Annotated in this window: 18 protein-coding genes; 4 read left to right on the top strand and 14 right to left on the bottom strand. The window is 59.1% G+C overall.

The annotated features are described in order from the left end of the window. Window positions 1-339 precede the first annotated feature (339 nt). On the top strand, window positions 340-975 hold the full coding sequence (locus QB898_RS10245) for a superoxide dismutase (RefSeq protein WP_279524873.1): 636 nt from the start codon (window positions 340-342) through the stop codon (window positions 973-975). 58 nt (window positions 976-1,033) lie between these two features. Here QB898_RS10245 and QB898_RS10240 read toward each other — a convergent pair whose 3' ends face one another. The 4 genes from QB898_RS10240 to scpB form a co-directional block, all read right to left on the bottom strand. Then, window positions 1,034-1,738 carry a Crp/Fnr family transcriptional regulator gene (locus QB898_RS10240; protein ID WP_279524891.1) on the bottom strand — a complete coding sequence of 235 codons (705 nt, stop codon included), beginning with the start codon at window positions 1,736-1,738 and terminating at the stop codon, window positions 1,034-1,036. 326 nt (window positions 1,739-2,064) lie between these two features. Continuing rightward, a complete protein-coding gene (gene polA, locus QB898_RS10235) occupies window positions 2,065-4,911 on the bottom strand; it encodes a DNA polymerase I (RefSeq protein ID WP_279524872.1) in 2,847 nt (948 codons plus the stop codon). A 280-nt stretch (window positions 4,912-5,191) separates the two neighbouring features. Continuing rightward, the gene (locus QB898_RS10230; protein WP_428982798.1) at window positions 5,192-6,157 is read right to left on the bottom strand and encodes a pseudouridine synthase; all 966 of its coding nucleotides are present in this window, start codon (window positions 6,155-6,157) and stop codon (window positions 5,192-5,194) included. An 87-nt stretch (window positions 6,158-6,244) separates the two neighbouring features. Then, a complete protein-coding gene (gene scpB, locus QB898_RS10225; RefSeq protein ID WP_279524871.1) occupies window positions 6,245-7,696 on the bottom strand; it encodes an SMC-Scp complex subunit ScpB in 1,452 nt (483 codons plus the stop codon). 300 nt (window positions 7,697-7,996) lie between these two features. Here scpB and QB898_RS10220 point away from each other — a divergent pair, with 300 nt between their 5' ends. Continuing rightward, window positions 7,997-8,236 carry a hypothetical protein gene (locus QB898_RS10220; protein WP_279524870.1) on the top strand — a complete coding sequence of 80 codons (240 nt, stop codon included), beginning with the start codon at window positions 7,997-7,999 and terminating at the stop codon, window positions 8,234-8,236. A 205-nt stretch (window positions 8,237-8,441) separates the two neighbouring features. On the opposite strand, the gene QB898_RS10215 is transcribed toward QB898_RS10220, so the two are convergent. From QB898_RS10215 to QB898_RS10205, 3 genes are read right to left on the bottom strand one after another with little or no spacing between them, the layout of a single operon-like run. After that, window positions 8,442-8,603 carry an RnfH family protein gene (locus QB898_RS10215; RefSeq protein WP_216597127.1) on the bottom strand — a complete coding sequence of 54 codons (162 nt, stop codon included), beginning with the start codon at window positions 8,601-8,603 and terminating at the stop codon, window positions 8,442-8,444. Window positions 8,604-8,605: 2 nt separating this feature from the next. Further along, the gene (locus tag QB898_RS10210; RefSeq protein WP_004139065.1) at window positions 8,606-9,142 is read right to left on the bottom strand and encodes a hypothetical protein; all 537 of its coding nucleotides are present in this window, start codon (window positions 9,140-9,142) and stop codon (window positions 8,606-8,608) included. A 2-nt stretch (window positions 9,143-9,144) separates the two neighbouring features. Next, the gene (locus tag QB898_RS10205; protein WP_279524869.1) at window positions 9,145-9,351 is read right to left on the bottom strand and encodes an SRPBCC family protein; all 207 of its coding nucleotides are present in this window, start codon (window positions 9,349-9,351) and stop codon (window positions 9,145-9,147) included. Here QB898_RS10205 and QB898_RS13465 point away from each other — a divergent pair. Further along, complete coding sequence (locus QB898_RS13465) at window positions 9,256-9,474, top strand: transposase (RefSeq protein ID WP_428982801.1); 219 nt, start codon at window positions 9,256-9,258, stop codon at window positions 9,472-9,474. The genes QB898_RS10205 and QB898_RS13465 overlap by 96 nt on opposite strands. 174 nt (window positions 9,475-9,648) lie before the next feature. Here QB898_RS13465 and QB898_RS10195 read toward each other — a convergent pair whose 3' ends face one another. The 3 genes from QB898_RS10195 to QB898_RS10185 all read right to left on the bottom strand — a co-directional run bounded on the left by QB898_RS10195 (window position 9,649) and on the right by QB898_RS10185 (window position 13,563). Further along, window positions 9,649-11,805 (bottom strand): TonB-dependent receptor, encoded by a 2,157-nt coding sequence (locus tag QB898_RS10195; protein WP_279524868.1) that lies wholly within the window; start codon window positions 11,803-11,805, stop codon window positions 9,649-9,651. Between the two features lie 654 nt (window positions 11,806-12,459). Beyond that, window positions 12,460-12,960 carry a hypothetical protein gene (locus tag QB898_RS10190; RefSeq protein ID WP_279524867.1) on the bottom strand — a complete coding sequence of 167 codons (501 nt, stop codon included), beginning with the start codon at window positions 12,958-12,960 and terminating at the stop codon, window positions 12,460-12,462. A 327-nt stretch (window positions 12,961-13,287) separates the two neighbouring features. Beyond that, entirely contained in the window at window positions 13,288-13,563 is a 276-nt protein-coding gene (locus QB898_RS10185; protein WP_279524866.1) for a hypothetical protein, read from the bottom strand. Window positions 13,564-14,774: 1,211 nt separating this feature from the next. Between QB898_RS10185 and QB898_RS10180 the strand changes: the two genes are divergently transcribed. After that, window positions 14,775-14,963 (top strand): hypothetical protein, encoded by a 189-nt coding sequence (locus tag QB898_RS10180; protein WP_279524865.1) that lies wholly within the window; start codon window positions 14,775-14,777, stop codon window positions 14,961-14,963. Window positions 14,964-15,056: 93 nt separating this feature from the next. On the opposite strand, the gene QB898_RS10175 is transcribed toward QB898_RS10180, so the two are convergent. The 4 genes from QB898_RS10175 to QB898_RS10160 form a co-directional block, all read right to left on the bottom strand. Further along, the gene (locus QB898_RS10175; protein ID WP_279524864.1) at window positions 15,057-15,623 is read right to left on the bottom strand and encodes a hypothetical protein; all 567 of its coding nucleotides are present in this window, start codon (window positions 15,621-15,623) and stop codon (window positions 15,057-15,059) included. A 258-nt stretch (window positions 15,624-15,881) separates the two neighbouring features. After that, the gene (locus tag QB898_RS10170) at window positions 15,882-16,160 is read right to left on the bottom strand and encodes a hypothetical protein (protein ID WP_279524863.1); all 279 of its coding nucleotides are present in this window, start codon (window positions 16,158-16,160) and stop codon (window positions 15,882-15,884) included. 274 nt (window positions 16,161-16,434) lie between these two features. Continuing rightward, complete coding sequence (locus tag QB898_RS10165; RefSeq protein ID WP_279524862.1) at window positions 16,435-16,842, bottom strand: hypothetical protein; 408 nt, start codon at window positions 16,840-16,842, stop codon at window positions 16,435-16,437. Next, window positions 16,829-17,577 (bottom strand): RHS repeat-associated core domain-containing protein (locus QB898_RS10160; protein WP_279524861.1); only part of this gene is annotated, 749 nt, incomplete at its 5' end. The genes QB898_RS10165 and QB898_RS10160, both read right to left, overlap by 14 nt.

Here is a 17,577-nt window from a genome sequence, read left to right as displayed (position 1 = left end):
TCTGGCAAGGCGTATGTATTCGCTCCTGATTCCATAGCGATAGGTCCTAGTGGAATGGGCGCAAGAGGCATTTTCCGAGGCTTGAATTTGCTCCTGTTTTGATGTTGCCGGGCGTTCTTTGACGCCTGCCTGCGTTCCAGCCGCGAAGGGCGGGAGGCGCCGCCTGGCCGGAGCGCTTCGTCTTGCGGCCAGGCTCTGAACCGGCTCGGGGAGCCAAGCGCATCCGCTCTGGCGCGCTTTAATGTGAAAGCAAAGGGCGTGGATTGACCCGGCTCAATAAAATGCCTCCGGCTTGCCTGCACAGGCAGCTTTTTTCAACCTGAACGAAAGCCCCCAACCATGAGCTACACCCTGCCTCCCCTGTCCTATGCCTACGATGCGCTGGAGCCGCATATTGACGCGCAGACGATGGAGATTCACCACACCAAGCACCATCAGACCTACATCAACAACCTGATTGCCGCCGTCAAGGGCACGCCGTTTGACGGCCAGCCTGCCGAGCTGCTGATTGCCCAGCTGGACAAGCTGCCCGAAGGCATTCGCACCGCCGTGCGCAACAACGGCGGCGGTCATGCCAATCACAGCCTGTTCTGGGCGGTGATGGCGCCGGTGAGCCAGGGCGGCGGCGGCCAGCCCGCAGGCGGCGTGGCGCAGGCCATTGAGCGCGATTTGGGCGGCTTTGAGGCTTTCAAGGAAGCTTTCACCAAGGCGGCGCTGACGCGCTTTGGCAGCGGCTGGGCCTGGCTGTCGGCTGACAAAAGCGGCAAGCTGCTGGTGGAAAGCAGCGCCAACCAGGACAGCCCGCTGATGGCCGGCATCGCCTCCGGCAACACGCCCGTTCTGGGGCTGGATGTATGGGAGCATGCCTACTACCTGAAGTATCAGAACCGCCGCCCGGAATACATTGCCGCGTTTTTCAACGTGATCAACTGGGCCGAGGTGGAGCGCCGCTACCAGCAGGTCAAATCAGCCTGACAGCACATGAAAAAAGCCCGCGTCTGCGGGCTTTTTTCATGTGCGCAACAGGCCGCTTCTACTTGCCGGGCTGGTAGCCCGCGAGCTTGGCCGTGTCGTGAATGTGGATGTCGCGCCGCTGCACCGTGATCAGCTTGGCCGCTTCCAGCTCGTGCAGCACGCGCGAGAAATATTCGGGCGTGAGCGACAGGCGCGAGGCGATGGTGGATTTGCTCACGGGCAGTGAAACGGTGATGGACTGCGGCACGGCGCTGCCGCCCCCGTCCATCAGTCCGTCCAGCAGGTAGCTGATAACGCGCTGCACGCCGCTGTGCAACGCGTAGCCTTCCACGTCTTTGATGAGGCCGTGAAGGCGGCGCGAGATGCCCGCCAGCATGCGCAGCGCAAAGCGGCTGTCGGCTTCGATTTCGCGCAGCACGGCGTTTTTCTCCACTGTGAGCAGCAGCGTCTCGGTCAGCGTCTGCGCGTTCACCAGATGGGGCACGTCCATGAACATGATGGCTTCGGCAAACGAGTGGCCGGGGCCGCAAAGCTCGATGACTTTTTCCACGCCCGCAGGCGAGATGAGGTAGAGCTTGATCTGCCCCAGCACAACGATGTGAAAGGCCTGGCACATCTCGCCCGTGCGAAACAGCACCTTGCCGCGCTCAATGCGCTCAAGCACACAGCCGCGCGCCACGCGCTGCAACTCTTCCGGCTGCATGTTCGAAAACATGGGCTGGGTGGCCAGATAACGGGGGATGTTGAATTTCGCAATATCCACGGCGAACTCGGTAAAACCAATTTGGCGCGCCAAGGCGGCGCAAACGCGTTCTCTTCAGAGCCTGTTCAGAGTCTGGGCGCAAGGGGCAAAAGTGCGAAACCGGCAAGGGCTGCAAGGCGCCAACCGCAGAGGGCCTTGTGGCTCATCAGGGATTTGCAGCGCCGCAGAGCGACTTGAAGCCGCGCTTTTCATACCCACGGACAGACTTTGAACAGGTTCACAGTGTGCGCAAACGCGCGGCTGACACGATTGCATACAGTTGTGCCAAGTGTAGAGCGGCTGCGAGTCTTTCGCGATGGCGCGCCGCCTGGCCAGGCGCGCTGCCTTCAGTGCGCTTCTTCCCAGTTGCCGCCCGCGCCTATTTCGGCCAGCAGGGGCACTTTCAGTTCGGCCACGCCGGCCATGAGGCGGGGCACTTGCTCGCGCGCCCAGGCGGCTTCGGCTTCGGGCACTTCCAGCACGAGTTCGTCGTGCACTTGCATGACGATGGCGCTTTGGCGGCCTGCCAGTGCGGCTTGCACGGCGATCATGGCTTTTTTGATGAGGTCGGCGGCGGTGCCTTGCATGGGGGCGTTGATGGCCTGGCGCTCGGCGGCGGCGCGCCGGGGGCCGCTGGCGGCGTTGATGTCGGGCAGATACAGCCGCCGCCCGAAGAGGGTTTGCACGTAGCGGCGCTGGCGGGCGCTTTGCACGGTTTCATCCATGTAGCGGCGCACGCCGGGATAGCGCTCGAAGTAGCGGTCTATCCACTGTTTGGCGGCGCTGGGGGCGATGCCCAGGCTTTTGGCCAGGCCGAAGCTGCCCATGCCGTAGATGAGGCCGAAGTTGATGACTTTGGCGTAGCGGCGCTGCTCGGGCGTGACTTGTCCGGGCGGCACGCCAAAGACTTCGGCGGCGGTGGCGCGGTGCACGTCTTGCCCGGCGTTGAAGGCGGCCAGCAGGGCGGCGTCGCCCGAGAGGTGGGCCATGATGCGCAGCTCGATCTGGCTGTAATCGGCGCTCATGATGAGGCGGCCGGGCGGGGCGATGAAGGCGCGGCGGATGCGGCGGCCTTCAGGCGTGCGGATGGGGATGTTTTGCAGGTTCGGGTCGCTGCTGGCCAGCCGGCCCGTGACGGCCACGGCCTGCGCGTAGCGCGTGTGCACGCGGCCCGTGGCGGGGTTGACCATGTGCGGCAGCTTGTCGGTGTAGGTGCTTTTGAGCTTGGCCAGGCCCCGGTGCTCCAGGATGCGGGCGGGCAGCGGGAAGTCTTCGGCCAGTTTTTCCAGCACTTCTTCGTCGGTGCTGGGCTTGCCGCCGGGGGTTTTCTTGATGACGGGCAGGCCCAGGCGCTCAAAGAAGATTTCGCCAATTTGCTTGGGGCTGCCCAGGTTGAAGGGCTGGCCTGCAAGGGCGTAGGCCTCGTTTTCCAGCTGCGTGATGCGCTGGCCCAGCGCCTGGCTTTGGCGGGCGAGTTCGGCGGCGTCAATCAGCACGCCGTGGCGCTCGGTCTGAAAGAGGGCTTCGCTGGTGTCGATTTCCAGCGCGTAGGTGGCGGCCAGGCCCGCATCGGCCTGCACGCGCGGCCACAGGGCGCGGTGCACGTCCATCGTCTGGTCGGCGTCTTCGCAGGCGTAATGCGCGGCTTTGTCCAGCGGCACTTGCGCAAAGGGAATTTGGTGCGCGCCCTTGCCGCACAAATCTTCATAGCTTGTGCCGCTGCGGCCCAGGTGGCGCTCGGCCAGGCTTTGCAGGCCGTGGGGGCGGTGTGCTTCCAGCACGTAGCTTTGCAGCATGGTGTCGTGCGCGTAGCCAGCCACGTCGATGCCGTGGTTGGCGAAAACGTGGCGGTCGTACTTGATGTTCTGGCCCAGCTTTTTGTGGCTTGCGCTTTGCAGCCAGGGTTTCAGGCGCGCCAGCACTTCGTCCAGCGGCAGCTGCGCGGGCGCGTCCGGCCCTTCGTGTGCCAGCGGAATGTAGGCGGCCTCGCCCGGCTGCACGGCCAGCGAAATGCCCACCAGCCGCGCGGCCATTTCGTCCAGCGACGTGGTTTCGGTGTCGATGGCCGTGAGTTCGGCGGCGCTGATTTTTTGCAGCCATTCGTCAAAAGCGGCCCAGTCCTGCACGGTGGCGTAGCGCACCCGGCCTTGCACGGCGGAGTGCGGCGCGGGCGGCTCGTCTGTCGCTGAAGCGCCATCCGGCACGCCATCAAACAGGCCGGGCGCAGCGGCTGGGGAGGAGGGGCTTTGCGTCTGGCTTTCCTTTTCCAGCGCGCGCGCCAGCGTCTTGAAGCCGTATTGCTGATAAAAGCGCGCCAGCTCCTGCGTCTGCGGCGGCTTGAGCGCCAGCGCGTCCAGCGCGGGCAGGCCGGGCGCGTGGGCCGACAAATCGCAGTCGGTGCGAATCTTCAGCAGCTGCCGCCCCGTGGGCAGCCACGCCAGCGCACGGCGCAAGTTCTCGCCCGCCGCGCCCTTGATCTGCCCGGCATGCGCCACGATGGCGTCCAGCGAGCCGTATTCGGCCAGCCACTTGGCCGCCGTTTTGGGGCCAACCTTTTCCACGCCCGGCACGTTGTCCACGGCGTCGCCCACCAGCGTCTGGTAATCGAGCATTTGCGCGGCGCTCACGCCGAATTCGGCGCGCACGCCCGCCTCGTCGCGGCGCTTGCCGCTCATGGTGTCGATGATGACCACGCGCGGCGTGACCAGCTGCGCCAAATCCTTGTCGCCGCTGGAAATCAGCACCTGCCGCCCCTGCGCGGCCGCCGTGGCCGCCAGCGTGCCAATCACGTCATCGGCCTCAATGCCCGGCACGCACAGCACGGGCCAGCCCAGCAGGCGCGCCACCTCGTGAATCGGCTCAATCTGGCGGCGCAAATCATCGGGCATGGGGCTGCGGTTGGCCTTGTAATCGGCAAACAGCGCATCGCGAAACGTGGGGCCGGGCGCATCAAACACGCAAGCCGCGTACGTGGCCTGCGGCCAGTCCTTGCGCAAGCTGTTGAGCATGTTCACCATGCCGCGAATGGCCCCCGTCGGCTGGCTTTGCGCATCGGCCGGATCGGCCCGCAAATCAGGCATGGCATGAAAGGCGCGATACAGGTAGCTGGAGCCGTCAATCAGCAGCAGCGCGGGCGAAACGGCTTTGGAAGCGGCGGCATCGGAAGCGGCAGGCGTGGGAGCGTGTGGCGTCATGCGGCGATTGTGCCGGGCAGGTTCTACAGCCGCGCCAGCCCAAACCGCCATTGACGGCGCACCCGGCCTGATGAACTTGATGCCCCGCAACGCCCGCGCCGCCAACCTGCGCCGCGTGCAAACCGCCTTGGCCCGGCTGGAAAAACCGGTTCACAGTCTGGCCGCGAGGGACGAAATTATCAAAAACAAGAGCAGATTTGGCACATTAAAAATGGCCTTTGCGCCCATTGCAGTAGGACCCCATGCTATGGATAAAGGAGCGAATTGCAGCCGTGTGCATTCAACTCCGCCGGCTGCCGCGCGGCTTGCCCCGGGGCCGGGCGGGGGCGGGCGGGAGGGGGCCGGAGGCATTGCGGCCTGCGTTGCGGCGGCTGGGCTGTGCGGGGCGCGGGCCTGCTTTGCTGCTGCGGTCGGCGTTGCGGCGCTGGCGGGGTGCGGCGGATGCGGCGGCGGGGTTCAGTTCGGCGGCGCTCATGCCTGCGGCGGCAGCCAGGGCGGCCAGTTCGCGCGCGCCCAGCTCCATCCAATGCCCCCGGCGCAGGCCGCGCGGCAGGGTCATGGCGCCGTAGCGGATGCGGATGAGGCGGCTGACGGCGCGGCCCACGGCTTCAAAGATGCGGCGCACTTCGCGGTTGCGGCCTTCGGCGATGGTCACGCGATACCACTGGTTGGCGCCGTCGCCGCCTTTTTCGGCTTCGATGCGCTCAAAGCGCGCGGGGCCGTCGTCCAGCCGCACGCCTTCAAGCAGTCGCTGCTGTTCGGCTTCGTCCAGCGCGCCGAGCACGCGGGCGGCGTATTCGCGCTCCAGGCCAAAGCGCGGGTGCATGAGGCGGTTGGCCAGCTCGCCGGAGTTGGTGATGAGCAGCAGCCCTTCGGTGTTCAGGTCCAGCCGGCCGACGGAGAGCCATTTGCCTTGTGTCAGGCGCGGCAGTGTGCGAAAGACGGTGGGGCGGTTTTGCGGGTCGCTGTGCGTGACGACTTCGCCCACGGGTTTGTGATAGGCGATGACGCGCACGGGCGGCGGCGCGGCGCGCAGGCGCAGCGGCTGGCCGTGGACGCTGATGCGGTCATGGGCGCTGACGCGCTGGCCCACGTGCGCCACTTCGCCATTGACGCGCACGCCGCCTTCGGCGATGAGTTTTTCCATTTCCAGCCGCGAACCCATGCCCGCTTGCGCCAGCACTTTGTGCAGTTTGGGGCGTTCGGCTTCAGGGGCGGGGGCGGGCAGGGCAGGGCGGCGGGGCATGGCGGGCTTTCGGCAGACGGGCAAAGGGGGCAATTGTCAGGGAGACAGCCGTGACGGGAAGGCGGCGGGGCCTTGCTGCGGGCCTGTTCAGCCGATGCGGCGCTGCCAGGTGAAGGGCTGCACGCAGATGCGCTCGCCGCCAGCGCTGCTCCCGTTGCAGCTCCACTCGGCGCGCAGGCCCTCGTTTTCAAGCGCGGCGGCGATGAGGCGGCCTGTCTGCTGCGCGCAGGCTTTTTGCTGCGGGGGCTTTTGCTGCGGGTGGGGGCCGAAGGTGAGCCAGAGCAGATGGTCGGAAAGGGCGCGGGCCAAATCTTGCCCATGAAAGAAGCAGTAGCCGGTAACGCGCGCGCGTTCGTGCTCGGGCATTGCGGCCAGGGCCTGGCGGAAGGCGGCCAGGCCGTCGCCTGGCGTGTCGCCCGCGTGCGGCAGGCAGACGATGCCTTGCTGGCGCAGGGCGGCAAAGGCGGCATCGAGCCGGTCGCAGTCGGTGACGGCGGGCCAGCCCTGCTGCTCCTGGCGCAGGGCGGCGAGCTGGGCATCCACCCAGGCGGCGGCTTCGGCGGCATCGCTGCCTTCGGGCAGCATTTCTGCCAGCAGGGTTTGCGCAATGGCTTCGCGGCTGGCGTTGCCGCCGCGCAGCAGGGCGATCAGCTCGGTTTGCAGATAGGCATCCACGGGCAGGGGGCGGGCCGGGTCGGGCAGCGCGGCGGGGGGCGGCGCTTCAGGGGCCGCAGCGGGCGCATCAACGGCGGGCAGCTTGGCGGGGGCGGGCGCTTTGGCCGCTTCGCCTGCGATGGCGGCGGGTTCTGCCGGGGCGGGGTCTTGCGGGCGGTGAAGGCCGGCATCTGTAGCGGCCTGCGGGGCGGCGGGGGCGCTGGCTGACGGGGGGTCGCCGCCCGCTTTGGCGCTGGCCGCGTCTTCCGCCGCGCTGCCTGGCGCATTTCCTGCTGCCGCGCTGTCCGCTTCAGGAGCTTCAGACGGCTCCAGGCCCGCCGCTTCCAGCGCCTGCGCCAGCTCCTGCCCCGGTTCGCCCGCCTCGATGGCGGGCAGCTGCTCCAGCGAGGCCAGGCCCAGGTCGTCCAGAAACTGCCGCGTGGTGGCATACAGGCCGGGGCGGCCCACGGTTTCGCGGTAGCCAATCACTTCCACCCAGCCGCGCTCTTCCAGCTGCTTGATGGTCTGGGTGCTGACGGTGACGCCGCGTATGTCTTCAATGTCGCCGCGCGTGACGGGCTGGCGGTAGGCGATGATGGCCAGCGTCTCCAGCGTGGCGCGGGTGTAGCGGGGCGGCTTTTCGGGGTGCAGGCGCTCAAGCCAGGGCCGCATTTCAGGGCGGCTCTGAAAGCGCCAGCCGCTGGCCACGCACACCAGCTCCACGCCGCGTTGCGCCCAGTCGTTTTGCAAATCGGCCAGCAGGGTTTTGAGGGTGTCGGCGGCCAGCGCGCCGTCAAACAGCGCGCGCATGTCGCGCAGCGTCAGCGGCTGGCGCGCGCAGATCAGGGCGGTTTCGAGGATGCGTTTGGCTTCGGCGGTGTTCATTGATCAGCTGCGGGCTTTGGCGGCGCGCCGGAAGGCGGTTGGGCTGGCATGGCGGTTGATGAGGCGTTGCATGGGCACGCAGAGAAGGGCAGGGCGAAAGACCGCTGGCGGATTGCTTTGAAAACAGGAGCAAATTAGATGGGGAAAAATATGGCTTCTGCGCATATTCCACTAGGATATCATGCTATGAATTCAGAAGCGAATTCCTTTGCATCCGAGGATGACAGGCTTGTTAGGGCTTGTCATCGATCATCAAGTGCCGGGCCTGAAGCCTGCGGGCGAGAACCCAGCTGAAGGGCCATGACCAGAAGATACGCGTTGCGCGACGGTTTCGCAGACTTCCAGGTGGCGCACCTGCGCCACAGCCGCTGGAGCCACAGCGGTGTATGGCAACGGGTCTTTGAAGCCCTGGCGCAGCAGGCCGGCAACGAGTACGCGATGATCGGCTCGACCATCGCGCGAGCGCGCCAGCACGGGCCAGCACGGTGCTGGGGCAAAAGGGGGCGCCGCAAGCCATCGGACACAGCCACGGCGGGCTGAGCGCCAAGATTCACGCGGCGGCGGATGCACTGGGCCACCGGATTTCATCTCACGCCAAGGCAGGCGAACGGCCTCGAAGGAGCCGACGTGCTCTTGGCTCAAACAGCGGCCGAAACCGTGATCGCCGACAAGGGCTATGACGCCCAAGCACGAGTGCTCGAGGCGTTGTCCTTGCCTCATGCAGCAGCAAGAAGGCGGCTCGGGACTACGACCCGCATCTCTTCTGCAAATCAAGATGCGGGAAGAAACGCACCATGCCGGAGCGCTCTACCGCTTGTTTGAGCGTCGCGCCTTCGTTCATGGTGAGGGTGATGATTTTTTGCCGTTCCGGTTCGGCGTAGGCGATTTCAACGCGGATGGTTGCCATCGTCAGCCCCGCCGCGCCTTGTAATAGCGCCACAGCCAGCGCAGGCTGAGCAGCAGAATGCCGGCGAGGGTCAGGAAGCCGGTTAGCGTTTTCAGTGTGGCGAAAATGCTGCCCGCGCCCGCCATTGCCGGGGAAATGTCCGGGTATTGGCGCAGCATGGTGAAGGTCGCCGCGTTTTCCAGCCAGTCGCAGACGGCGCTGCAAACGGGCAAGGCGTACAGCAGGGCGAACCAGCGCTGCGGGCGGAAGTTCTTGCGCAGGAGGACGGCGAGCAGGTTGGCGTAGGTCAGGGCAAAAAGCAGCGGGTAGAAGCTGTCGAGAATGAGTTGGGGAGCGCGGTAGTAATCGCGCCCCGCCTCACCCAAGGCGGCAAAGAGGCGCGCCGGGTAGTCCGGCGCATAGCCGAAGGGCAGCGCGTCCAACGGCGGTAGTCCGCCAGCAAATGCCATCAGCGCCGGGAGCGTGCGGCTTGCCATCCAGAAATAGAGGGCGTTAGTCAAAATAAAAAGCGCCGCAAGCGGCAGCGGTTTCTTCAGCATGCTCACGCCCCGTAAACCTGTTCCGCGCGGCGGGCAAAGGCATCGACCATCGTATTGCTCATGTGGCTCATCAGCCCGCCGAGGATGGGCGCGAGCAAGAGCGGCACTTCAAAATCCATGCTGTAGCGCACTTCGCAGCCGCCGTCGTCGGTTTCCACAAATTCCCAGCGGCCGCGCAGGTGGCGGAACGGCCTTACCAAGCCCGCCATCTGATCGAAAACTTCTTTGCCAAGCTCAAACAGTGCCGGGCCATCGCCACGCGTTACGACAAGACGGCTCGCAACTTCCTGGGCGTTGTCCATTTGGCAGCAACGGTCGTATGGCTCGCCTGATTGATGACACGCACTAGAGCCTGTTCAAAGTCTGGTCGTCAGTGGCGGCAGATCAGTGCAAGGCGCAAACTGCAGACGGGGTTTGAGGCTTTGAACCGGCGAGGCGTTTGCAACGCCCACGAGCGCCCGAGTCCGCATCAATCGCTTCCACGAACATAACCTTTGGACAGATTCTCAAAACTCCGCCTTCACGCCCACGCCAATCTGGCGGGGCGGCATCATGGAAGAGACGATGCCGCCGGCCGTGCGGTCGTCGTGCATCCAGATGGGCAAAACGCGGTCGGCCAGGTTGTTCACCCAGGCGAAAAGCTGCACGTGGCGGTTGATTTGCCAGCTGGCGCGGGCGTTGATCACGGTGTGGCCGCCCACTTCGTAGCCGGGCAGGTTGTCGTCGGCGGAGTGAAAGCGCGCGGTGTGGCGCGCGTCCAGCGCCAGGTTCAGGCCGGGCGCGGGCGTCCACTCGGCGCCGAGCGAGAGGGTGTGGCGCGGCGCGCGGCCAAATTCATTGCCTTGCAGCAGCTGCCCGCCCGTGGCCTGAAAGCGCGAAATGCGCGTGTGCAGCAGCCCCAGCGCGGCTTTGAGGCGCCAGCGGGCGTTAGCCTGCCAGTCGGCTGACACTTCCAGCCCACGGGCGCGGGCGCGGTCGGCATTGACCACCACCGCGCCATACAGGCGCCCATTGAGGTAGTCGGGCAGCAGGCGCTGGGAGTGGCGCAAGTCGCTGAAAAACACGTTGCCCGTGAGCAGCATGCGCCCGCCCAGCAAGCTGGCGCGGCCAAACAGCTCGTAGTTCCACAGCGTTTCAGCGTCAAAGCTGTACGTGCGCGATTGCGCGAAGCTCACGCCCGCGCCGCCGGGGTTGTAGCCCTTGCTCACCAGCGCGCCCACCGTGGCCGTGCGCGAGAGGTCATACGCCAGCGAGAGCTTGGGCAGCACGGCGTGAAAGCGCTGGTCATACGCCATCGGCGCGCGGGAAAAAGGCGTTTTGCCGCTGCGGCGGATGTGGTCGCTCTGGTAGCGCAGCCCGCCCGTGAGCAGCCAGCGCCCATCTGCGCCCAGGCGGCGGCTCAGCTCGCCATACAGGCCCAGATTGCGCTTGCGGTCGTCAAACCGGGATATGCCGCGTGTGTAGAGCAAATCGTCCGAGCGCGCATGGTTCACGAACAGGCCCGCCGCGCCGCGCCAGACGGACTGGGCATCGCCAAAGTCCAGCTTGGTTTCGTGCGTGACGGTTTTGAGCGTGATGAGCGCGCCGCCGTTGGAAAACGGCTCGGCCACGCGCCGCACATTCAGGTGCGAGAAGCTGGCGCGGTGCGAGAGCGTCAGGTCATTGGCAAAACGCCAGGCCACATCAGCCACCACGCCGTTGTTCCACTGCCTGAAGCTGGGCATGGCCAGCGTCAGGCTGTCGTACCGGCTGTAAGGCGCATTGGCCGATTCGTTCGTGGGGCGGCTGCCTTGCGTGTGCGTGAGCGCCAGCCGCGCCGTGAGCTGGCGCAAGGCGGCAGGCTGCCACAGCAGCTTCAGGCGGGCGCTGCGCGACTCGAAGTCCTGATCCGTGTCGCCCTTGGCAAAGCGCGGGTTCACGTAGTGAATGAAGGTGTCGCGCTGGCTGGCATCCACCGCCAGGCGCGCGGCCAGCTCGTTGGACACCAGCGGCCCGGAAATCACCGCCGAAGCGCGCCGCGCGCGCATGCCGCCAGCGGATACCTGCGCCGCGCCTTCACGGTGAAACGTCGGCTCCTTGGTGTGCACCACAACGGCCCCGGCAATGCTGTTGGCCCCTTGCGAAACCGTTTGCGGGCCGCGAAACACCTCAATGCTTTCCACATCCCACAGCGGCTCGGCGCCAAACACCAGCTCGTTGTAGCTCAGGTAGCGCCCGTCCACATTGATGGTGGCGCGCGGCACCGTGCCGCCCAAAAAGGCGCTCGCGCCAGAAATCGGCCCCTGCGCGTCTTGCCCGCGAATCACCGGCGCGGAAACCGTGCCCGCAAACACCACGTTGGGCACGTGTTCCAGCGCCTCCTGCACCGAAGAGCGCCCCGGCTGCGCCTCGACATCCTGCGCGTCCATCTTGGAAACAGATGAAGCCGTGTCGCGCAAGCTGCGCTCGATGCGCTCGCCCGTGACGGTGATGGCCTCCAGCGTGCGCTCTTTTTCCTTGCCTTGTTCAGGCTCTGCCGCGCGAGCCTGCTCTGCGGCCGATACGGCTGATGCAGCGCAAGCCAGCGCGGCCGCGCAAGCCAGGGCATGAAACCAGCCCGGGCGCAAGCGGGCCAAAACACAAGAAGAACCAGGGCGGCGCAAAAACAGAGCGGGCATCGACATCTCCAGCAGACAAACAAATGTCAGCAAGTGTCACGCGCCCCTTCGCGCCGCAAGCCCCTGGCCGGGAAAAGAAAGCGCCCAAAGCGGAAAAACGAAGAAAACAGCCAGGCCGCCAAAAGAAAACCGAAATCAAGGCGGCCCAGCAGCAGGCGCATGCGCACCGCTGGCCCAATGGGGCACTGCTTTCATGGCGATAGGCGGCCAGAAATCATCGCGCGCAACAACGCCAAATGCGCAAGGCGGGGCTATCGCTTGCTTAATTCACGCCATAACCGCAGCTGTGAACAGGCGGACTCGGATGGCCTGCAATCTGCGCCTTGCAGCCCAGCCCGATCCGCCGCTCCTCGCGGCCAGACAACAGCAGCTCGCGCAAACAGACCGCTTTCTTGCGGGCTGAATGAAGCCCCGGAACATCAGAAACAGGAGCTAATTTGACGGGGAAAAAACCGCGCTTGCGCAGTTCCTGCTAGGACCTCATGCTATTGAATGAGGAGCAAATAGAAGGCTACAGAAAGGCGGCAGCGCCCTTTCTGGATGGACTGCATGAGGCCGCACAGCTTGGTCAGACAAGAAAGCGGCAGTGGCCTTCGGCATGGCTGGCGCAGCCAAGAGCCGCTCAGTCAGACAGTCCAATCAATATGGTCAAGCAAGCCCTCAACCACATTTTCTTGTATGTTTTCCTCTCCTATCGTGAATCAAGGCCTCATTTATTTCATTTACCAATGCGGCACTGATTTTTATGACATAAGCAGAAAAATCTTCCTCATTTAACTTGCGGAAAGAATAAAAAGGAACGGAAAACCATCTTCCTGTAAACGGTATCGCATAAAAAGAATAATAGGGAATCAAATATCCAACCCATACATCCTTTGCTGCGATATGTCCAAAAATCTGATGTTCATACCCGCTCTTCGCAACCGTGCCCGCACCAATGCGAAACTCTGGATATCCATATTGCGGAAATTGAATCTCAAGAATATCAACAACATCTCCCCTGAACCTTTGAAATTTCCCGAATGGATAAAATTGCTCCAATTGCTTTTTCTCTTCTCCCTTTAAAAACACGCGCTCAAATTCCTGCTCCCCGAGCTTTGGAACAAGCTCATTTTTCACGGCATTCAGCATCCACCTGCGGTACATTTTGTATTTTTTCATGTCAACCAATCGCAATCATCATTGTCAGCGGCAGTTCTCATGGCTTTAATGCCAAATGATATAATACTCTGTCACGAGAAAGCCATTCACCATCCAATTTTTCACTCAGTCTGCCCGCTGCGTTGTAGCGCAGCTGCCTTTCTCGGCCTGCTCCGGCCTGGCTATGCAATTATTTAGATATTCCATCCCTATATTCTTGTGGCATTGATATATTTGGCAGTCAAAAAATCATACGCCCTACAACACATCACGCCTGCGCACATTTCAAGAAATCCGAAAAACAGACAATACACGAAAACAATCCTCCCTCCGGAAACGCCAGGAAAATCAGTCTCGCGGCCAAAAGAAAAATTTCCCAGAACATTTGTCACGGCGAAAAGAATTGATATGCAAATGATAAGAATATATAAATATCGCCCATGCAAATTTCCAATCAGGAATCCGGCAATCATCATGCAAAACCACAGCAAGGACATCATTATCCATGAAAAAATACCCATATGAAGCAAAAGAAACCAGAACAATGGAACCAGGCAGGCAATTGCAGCGGAGCATATTATCTTCTTGTGCATCATGACCAAATCTCGTCAATGTAAATCGCATCGTGGATCCAGATTAATCAGATAATCTGGACGCATACTTGTTGGCAGGCGCACGTTGCATGTATATAATGCAACTTCAGCACAATTTTTTAAGACAAGCATATTATATATGGTTTATTTCAAGATATTATTTGTTCCTGTTTATCATCCTCCTGATCCAGCAAACAATGTCTGGCACCAGAGTTCGCCAATGAAGAATTATCAAAATACAAATAAGACACGGAATAGAAATGATTAATGCAAACGGCCACCAAAAGGACTCTCTTAAAAAAACCAAAGATTAACCACCATATAAACATATGAAATATGAAAAACAATAATTCAATCAGCGTCATTTATAAACCCATTCTGTAATCACAGTTCTCATTACTCTTCACGGAAGCATGGAGATGAGTCACCCCGAACAGGGCCCTATTACTGTAAAAGCCGCAATGCCTGTCGCTATTCTTGACATAAACCAGCGTCCAGCCGGGGTTGGCCCGTCCTAAACATACCTGCACCCAAACCTAGTAAAAATCCGCCTGCTTCAGATTTCAATGCCGTTATTCATTCCTTATTTTTACGATTTCTTTTTCTCTTGCCCTAATTCTCATTAGGGAATATCCAATACAGTCTCTTATCGTCTTCTGTTTTACTGTACTTGTTATTTTTCTCTTTCAATGGCCTCTTCAAGAGTGACTCCTCGTTGAACACTAACGAAAGTTGCCAAATCCAAAAATAGATTCGCAGTATCGCCAATATGTCTTTCGGATTTTCATTAACGTATAAGCAAACATTAATTCATCCCGCCAGCCCGATCGGATCAGTCTGTATGTATCGCCCAGACCCGGCGCATAGCCCCTGCTCCAGTTCTGATGCAGCCCCGTTTCCGCATCAAAGTACTGTGCCCCCGGCAGCCTCAAATTGGTTTGCGCCAATGAAGCCGGATTGATTCTGGCCTTGCCGAAGACGCCACATCTGGCTCTTCACCTCGTCTCTCCCATTCAGGCTGATTTTCCGTTCAAGTTGCCTGCCCTCACTTATCAGGTCTGCGACCAACACCGCATGGCAGTCTTTCGCCGTGCTGGCTTTGCCTGCCTCTGCCGTGGCTCACTGGTAGGTGCGGCAACACGCCGATGGCGATGATGGACTCAGCTCAACCGCCGGCCAGTTCTTGTGTGCTTTCCGTGCAGTCCTGGTGGGCAGGCTTACTTGCCTCTGACTTTGCTGCGCTTGCACCAGCTGTTGCACCAGCAACGACGCCAAGGTCAGTACGCGGGCACTGTCAGCGAAGGCAAGACTTTGGCGGGCGCGGCAAAAACATTGCAGGGCGTGAAGGGCTTCAGTTTGGCGTCAGCAGCAGGCAGAGACTGGCAGTGGCGGGGTGAGGGGCTGCCGCGTCAAAAACAGGAGCGAATCTGAAAGGGCTAAAAACGGCTTTCGCGCACGTTCCACTAGGACATCATGCTATTGAATAAGGAGTAAATATAAGCAAGCCGGGATAATGCCGTAAATTTAATACAGACCTTCGCTCAATAAATTTTCTCCGAGTGAAGGATCATTTCCTAGCCGATCACTAGAAATCTTCATGGCATCAAATATATCCGTCAACGTTTCCGCATTCATTATCTCACGTTTGATGCACCTAAGCGCTTCAGCATCAAACTGGGCATCATCATCGCCAAAGATAAAATTCTTATCAAACGTATCTATAATCGCATCTTTCAGTTCCTCTATGTTAAAGTTCATCTTTCCAAGAACAACCTCCACCTTCCAATTCAAATTCATGAAATAAAACAACTTTTCAATAAATGAATTTCCGCGCACTCCCGTGAATCTTAACGACTCTATATTGTACGACTCCTTTTCGGTAAAAACCATTGCATTCCCATACTTTTTTCTTATATGACGCGGCCATCCGTCTGCAAATAGCAAAGCTTCCTTGCAGAATAAGCCAAAGTTTTTATCCGCGCACAAGATGATTATTGCCTCGGTTGCATCCACATTCCGAATTTTCATTTCCATTAATACCCTTATCTCCAAAGATAGAAAATTAGTTCCAAGCATTATTTCTGGCGTCATGAAGGAGTTCCTATCCATGCCAACCCTGGACGTGAGGCCAACCAGCTATTAAATGAGGGGCAAATCTGACGGCTACAGAAAGGCGGAACGCCCCTATTGGGCGGACTTTATGAGGCGGCCACGGATTGCTCAGATAAGATGACGGCAATGACCTTCGGCCTTGTTGGCACAATCAAGAGGAGCGCCGCTCCATTTGCGCTTGCGTCAGGAGATATTCGGCCCACCTGAAATCATCGTTGCTGCCAAAAACGCGAAGACTCATGAGAACCTGTCACGCATCTTTTCATATAAAAACACGTATTCTGCATCGTGCGAAAATATGACCACATTCAATTGCCTGCACTTGTCATTAATAAAATTCCTGAATATCATTCCGCCATCAAGCATATCGTCATTCGTCTCCTCTTTTTTCCATTTGTATCCTTGTCTTGCAAAGAAATCAATAAGGTTTTGACACGAGCAATCGAGTGCAAACAATATAGACTCGCTTGTGACAGCTTTTATGGCCAGGCGACGAATATCTTTTGCGGTCTCCATTTTTCTGATAATAAATTTGCCAAAGATATATTTCCTCTTCATTTCTTATATTTCGCAATAAATGTTATCATCATGAATTTTTCTGAAGGAATCCAGCCCGATTTCTTCATCTGTCGGCGTGACGCAATCGAAATTGAGATATATTTCATCAGGAGCAAAAAAGTAATCATGACAAACAGCTCCATCAACCACTGACAGGAATACTATAGACTTACCCGCCCTTTCGCCGCCTGGCTGCAAAATTTATTTTCTCCCGCATGCGGATATCCTTTAACTATTTTCCAGCATACCAAATAATGTAATACGCTTTATCAAACCTATAGCGCCGGTTATTTAGCATCACCTCGACGAACAAACCATCATCTTTCAGAATGAACTCGTCAAAGAATTTACCCTTATCGAAAATATTCGTTTTCATCAATATTCCATTTTCATATACAACAAATTCTTCTTGAAATAAAACAGCCACCGCAATAAATAAAAATATAACTAATAATATACCATCTTCAAAAATAATCTCCCCCTTCATGATTCTATTGAAAAAGTTGGGTCTTATCGCGCACAAACAGCCGTCACTCACTATTAAAAACAGGATGGTCAGCATCCCCATCACCAGAAAAAAGACAACCACCGCTTTTGGTTTTATAATGGCTTTTATCTGCCGCATATTACTTATCTCCATTGGCGCAAAAACAAGTATCAGATGAAGATTGATTTGATATCATATAGCTATTATAAGCGGAGCCAGAAAAAATTCCAGCAGCATACCCTACGGGCGTACCCACTATGCCTTCAATTAAGTTTGTATGTTCAGATCTGAGACTGACACCTTTACTGACCATATCAGTTCCTACTGCAAACTCTATAACCTTATCAACAAGTTTTCCACCAACAACGGTTACCGCAACCGATATCCAATCAACTTTTCTGAGATTGGAAATAGAGAATCCAGTTTGATTTAATAAATCCGTAACAGCTGCTCCAAAGACTCCACCAATAATACCGCCCACAAAACCATTTAAAAATGCCATTTTATAGCTAGAACAAGGTCTAACTCCGTGTATTCCATTAAGTGCCCATATGGTTCCCATATTAATAAGTCCACCGATTGTTCCACGTAAAAGTATAGTAGTTAGTGGCACAAATTCTCCCGACGGGTCATAGAACGCCACCGGGTTTCCATAAGCATACCCATAGACGTTTATGCCCCCCGCCAGCCCAATGGGATCTGCCTGCACATACCTGCCAATGCCCGGCGCATAGTCCCGGTTCCAGTTCTGGTGCAGCCCCGTTTCCGCATCAAAGTACTGGCCCGGCAGTCGCAGGTTGATTTGCGCCGTCGAAGCATGGTCTATCCGCGCCTTGCCAAAGGCTTCATATCTGGCTTTCCACGTCGTCTCGCCCGCCTTGTTCAGCG

It is taken from the genome of Ottowia cancrivicina (assembly GCF_029813755.1).
Classification (GTDB): Bacteria; Pseudomonadota; Gammaproteobacteria; order Burkholderiales; family Burkholderiaceae_C; genus Ottowia; species Ottowia massiliensis.
This window is presented reverse-complemented; position numbering and strand designations above follow the sequence as displayed.

What these genes read in the sequence shown, in the direction of transcription:
- QB898_RS10170 (WP_279524863.1), bottom strand. Translation starts at nt 16,160, where the DNA reads ATGGAGACCGCAAAAGATATTCGTCGCCTGGCCATAAAAGCTGTCACA.
- scpB (WP_279524871.1), bottom strand. Translation starts at nt 7,696, where the DNA reads ATGAACACCGCCGAAGCCAAACGCATCCTCGAAACCGCCCTGATCTGC.
- QB898_RS10245 (WP_279524873.1), top strand. Translation starts at nt 340, where the DNA reads ATGAGCTACACCCTGCCTCCCCTGTCCTATGCCTACGATGCGCTGGAG.
- QB898_RS10205 (WP_279524869.1), bottom strand. Translation starts at nt 9,351, where the DNA reads ATGGCGGGCTTGGTAAGGCCGTTCCGCCACCTGCGCGGCCGCTGGGAA.
- QB898_RS10165 (WP_279524862.1), bottom strand. Translation starts at nt 16,842, where the DNA reads ATGGAGATAAGTAATATGCGGCAGATAAAAGCCATTATAAAACCAAAA.
- QB898_RS10185 (WP_279524866.1), bottom strand. Translation starts at nt 13,563, where the DNA reads ATGCGATTTACATTGACGAGATTTGGTCATGATGCACAAGAAGATAAT.
- QB898_RS10175 (WP_279524864.1), bottom strand. Translation starts at nt 15,623, where the DNA reads ATGACGCCAGAAATAATGCTTGGAACTAATTTTCTATCTTTGGAGATA.
- QB898_RS10190 (WP_279524867.1), bottom strand. Translation starts at nt 12,960, where the DNA reads ATGAAAAAATACAAAATGTACCGCAGGTGGATGCTGAATGCCGTGAAA.
- QB898_RS10220 (WP_279524870.1), top strand. Translation starts at nt 7,997, where the DNA reads ATGACCAGAAGATACGCGTTGCGCGACGGTTTCGCAGACTTCCAGGTG.
- QB898_RS10195 (WP_279524868.1), bottom strand. Translation starts at nt 11,805, where the DNA reads ATGTCGATGCCCGCTCTGTTTTTGCGCCGCCCTGGTTCTTCTTGTGTT.
- QB898_RS10210 (WP_004139065.1), bottom strand. Translation starts at nt 9,142, where the DNA reads ATGCTGAAGAAACCGCTGCCGCTTGCGGCGCTTTTTATTTTGACTAAC.
- QB898_RS10230 (WP_428982798.1), bottom strand. Translation starts at nt 6,157, where the DNA reads ATGCCCCGCCGCCCTGCCCTGCCCGCCCCCGCCCCTGAAGCCGAACGC.
- polA (WP_279524872.1), bottom strand. Translation starts at nt 4,911, where the DNA reads ATGACGCCACACGCTCCCACGCCTGCCGCTTCCGATGCCGCCGCTTCC.
- QB898_RS10215 (WP_216597127.1), bottom strand. Translation starts at nt 8,603, where the DNA reads ATGGCAACCATCCGCGTTGAAATCGCCTACGCCGAACCGGAACGGCAA.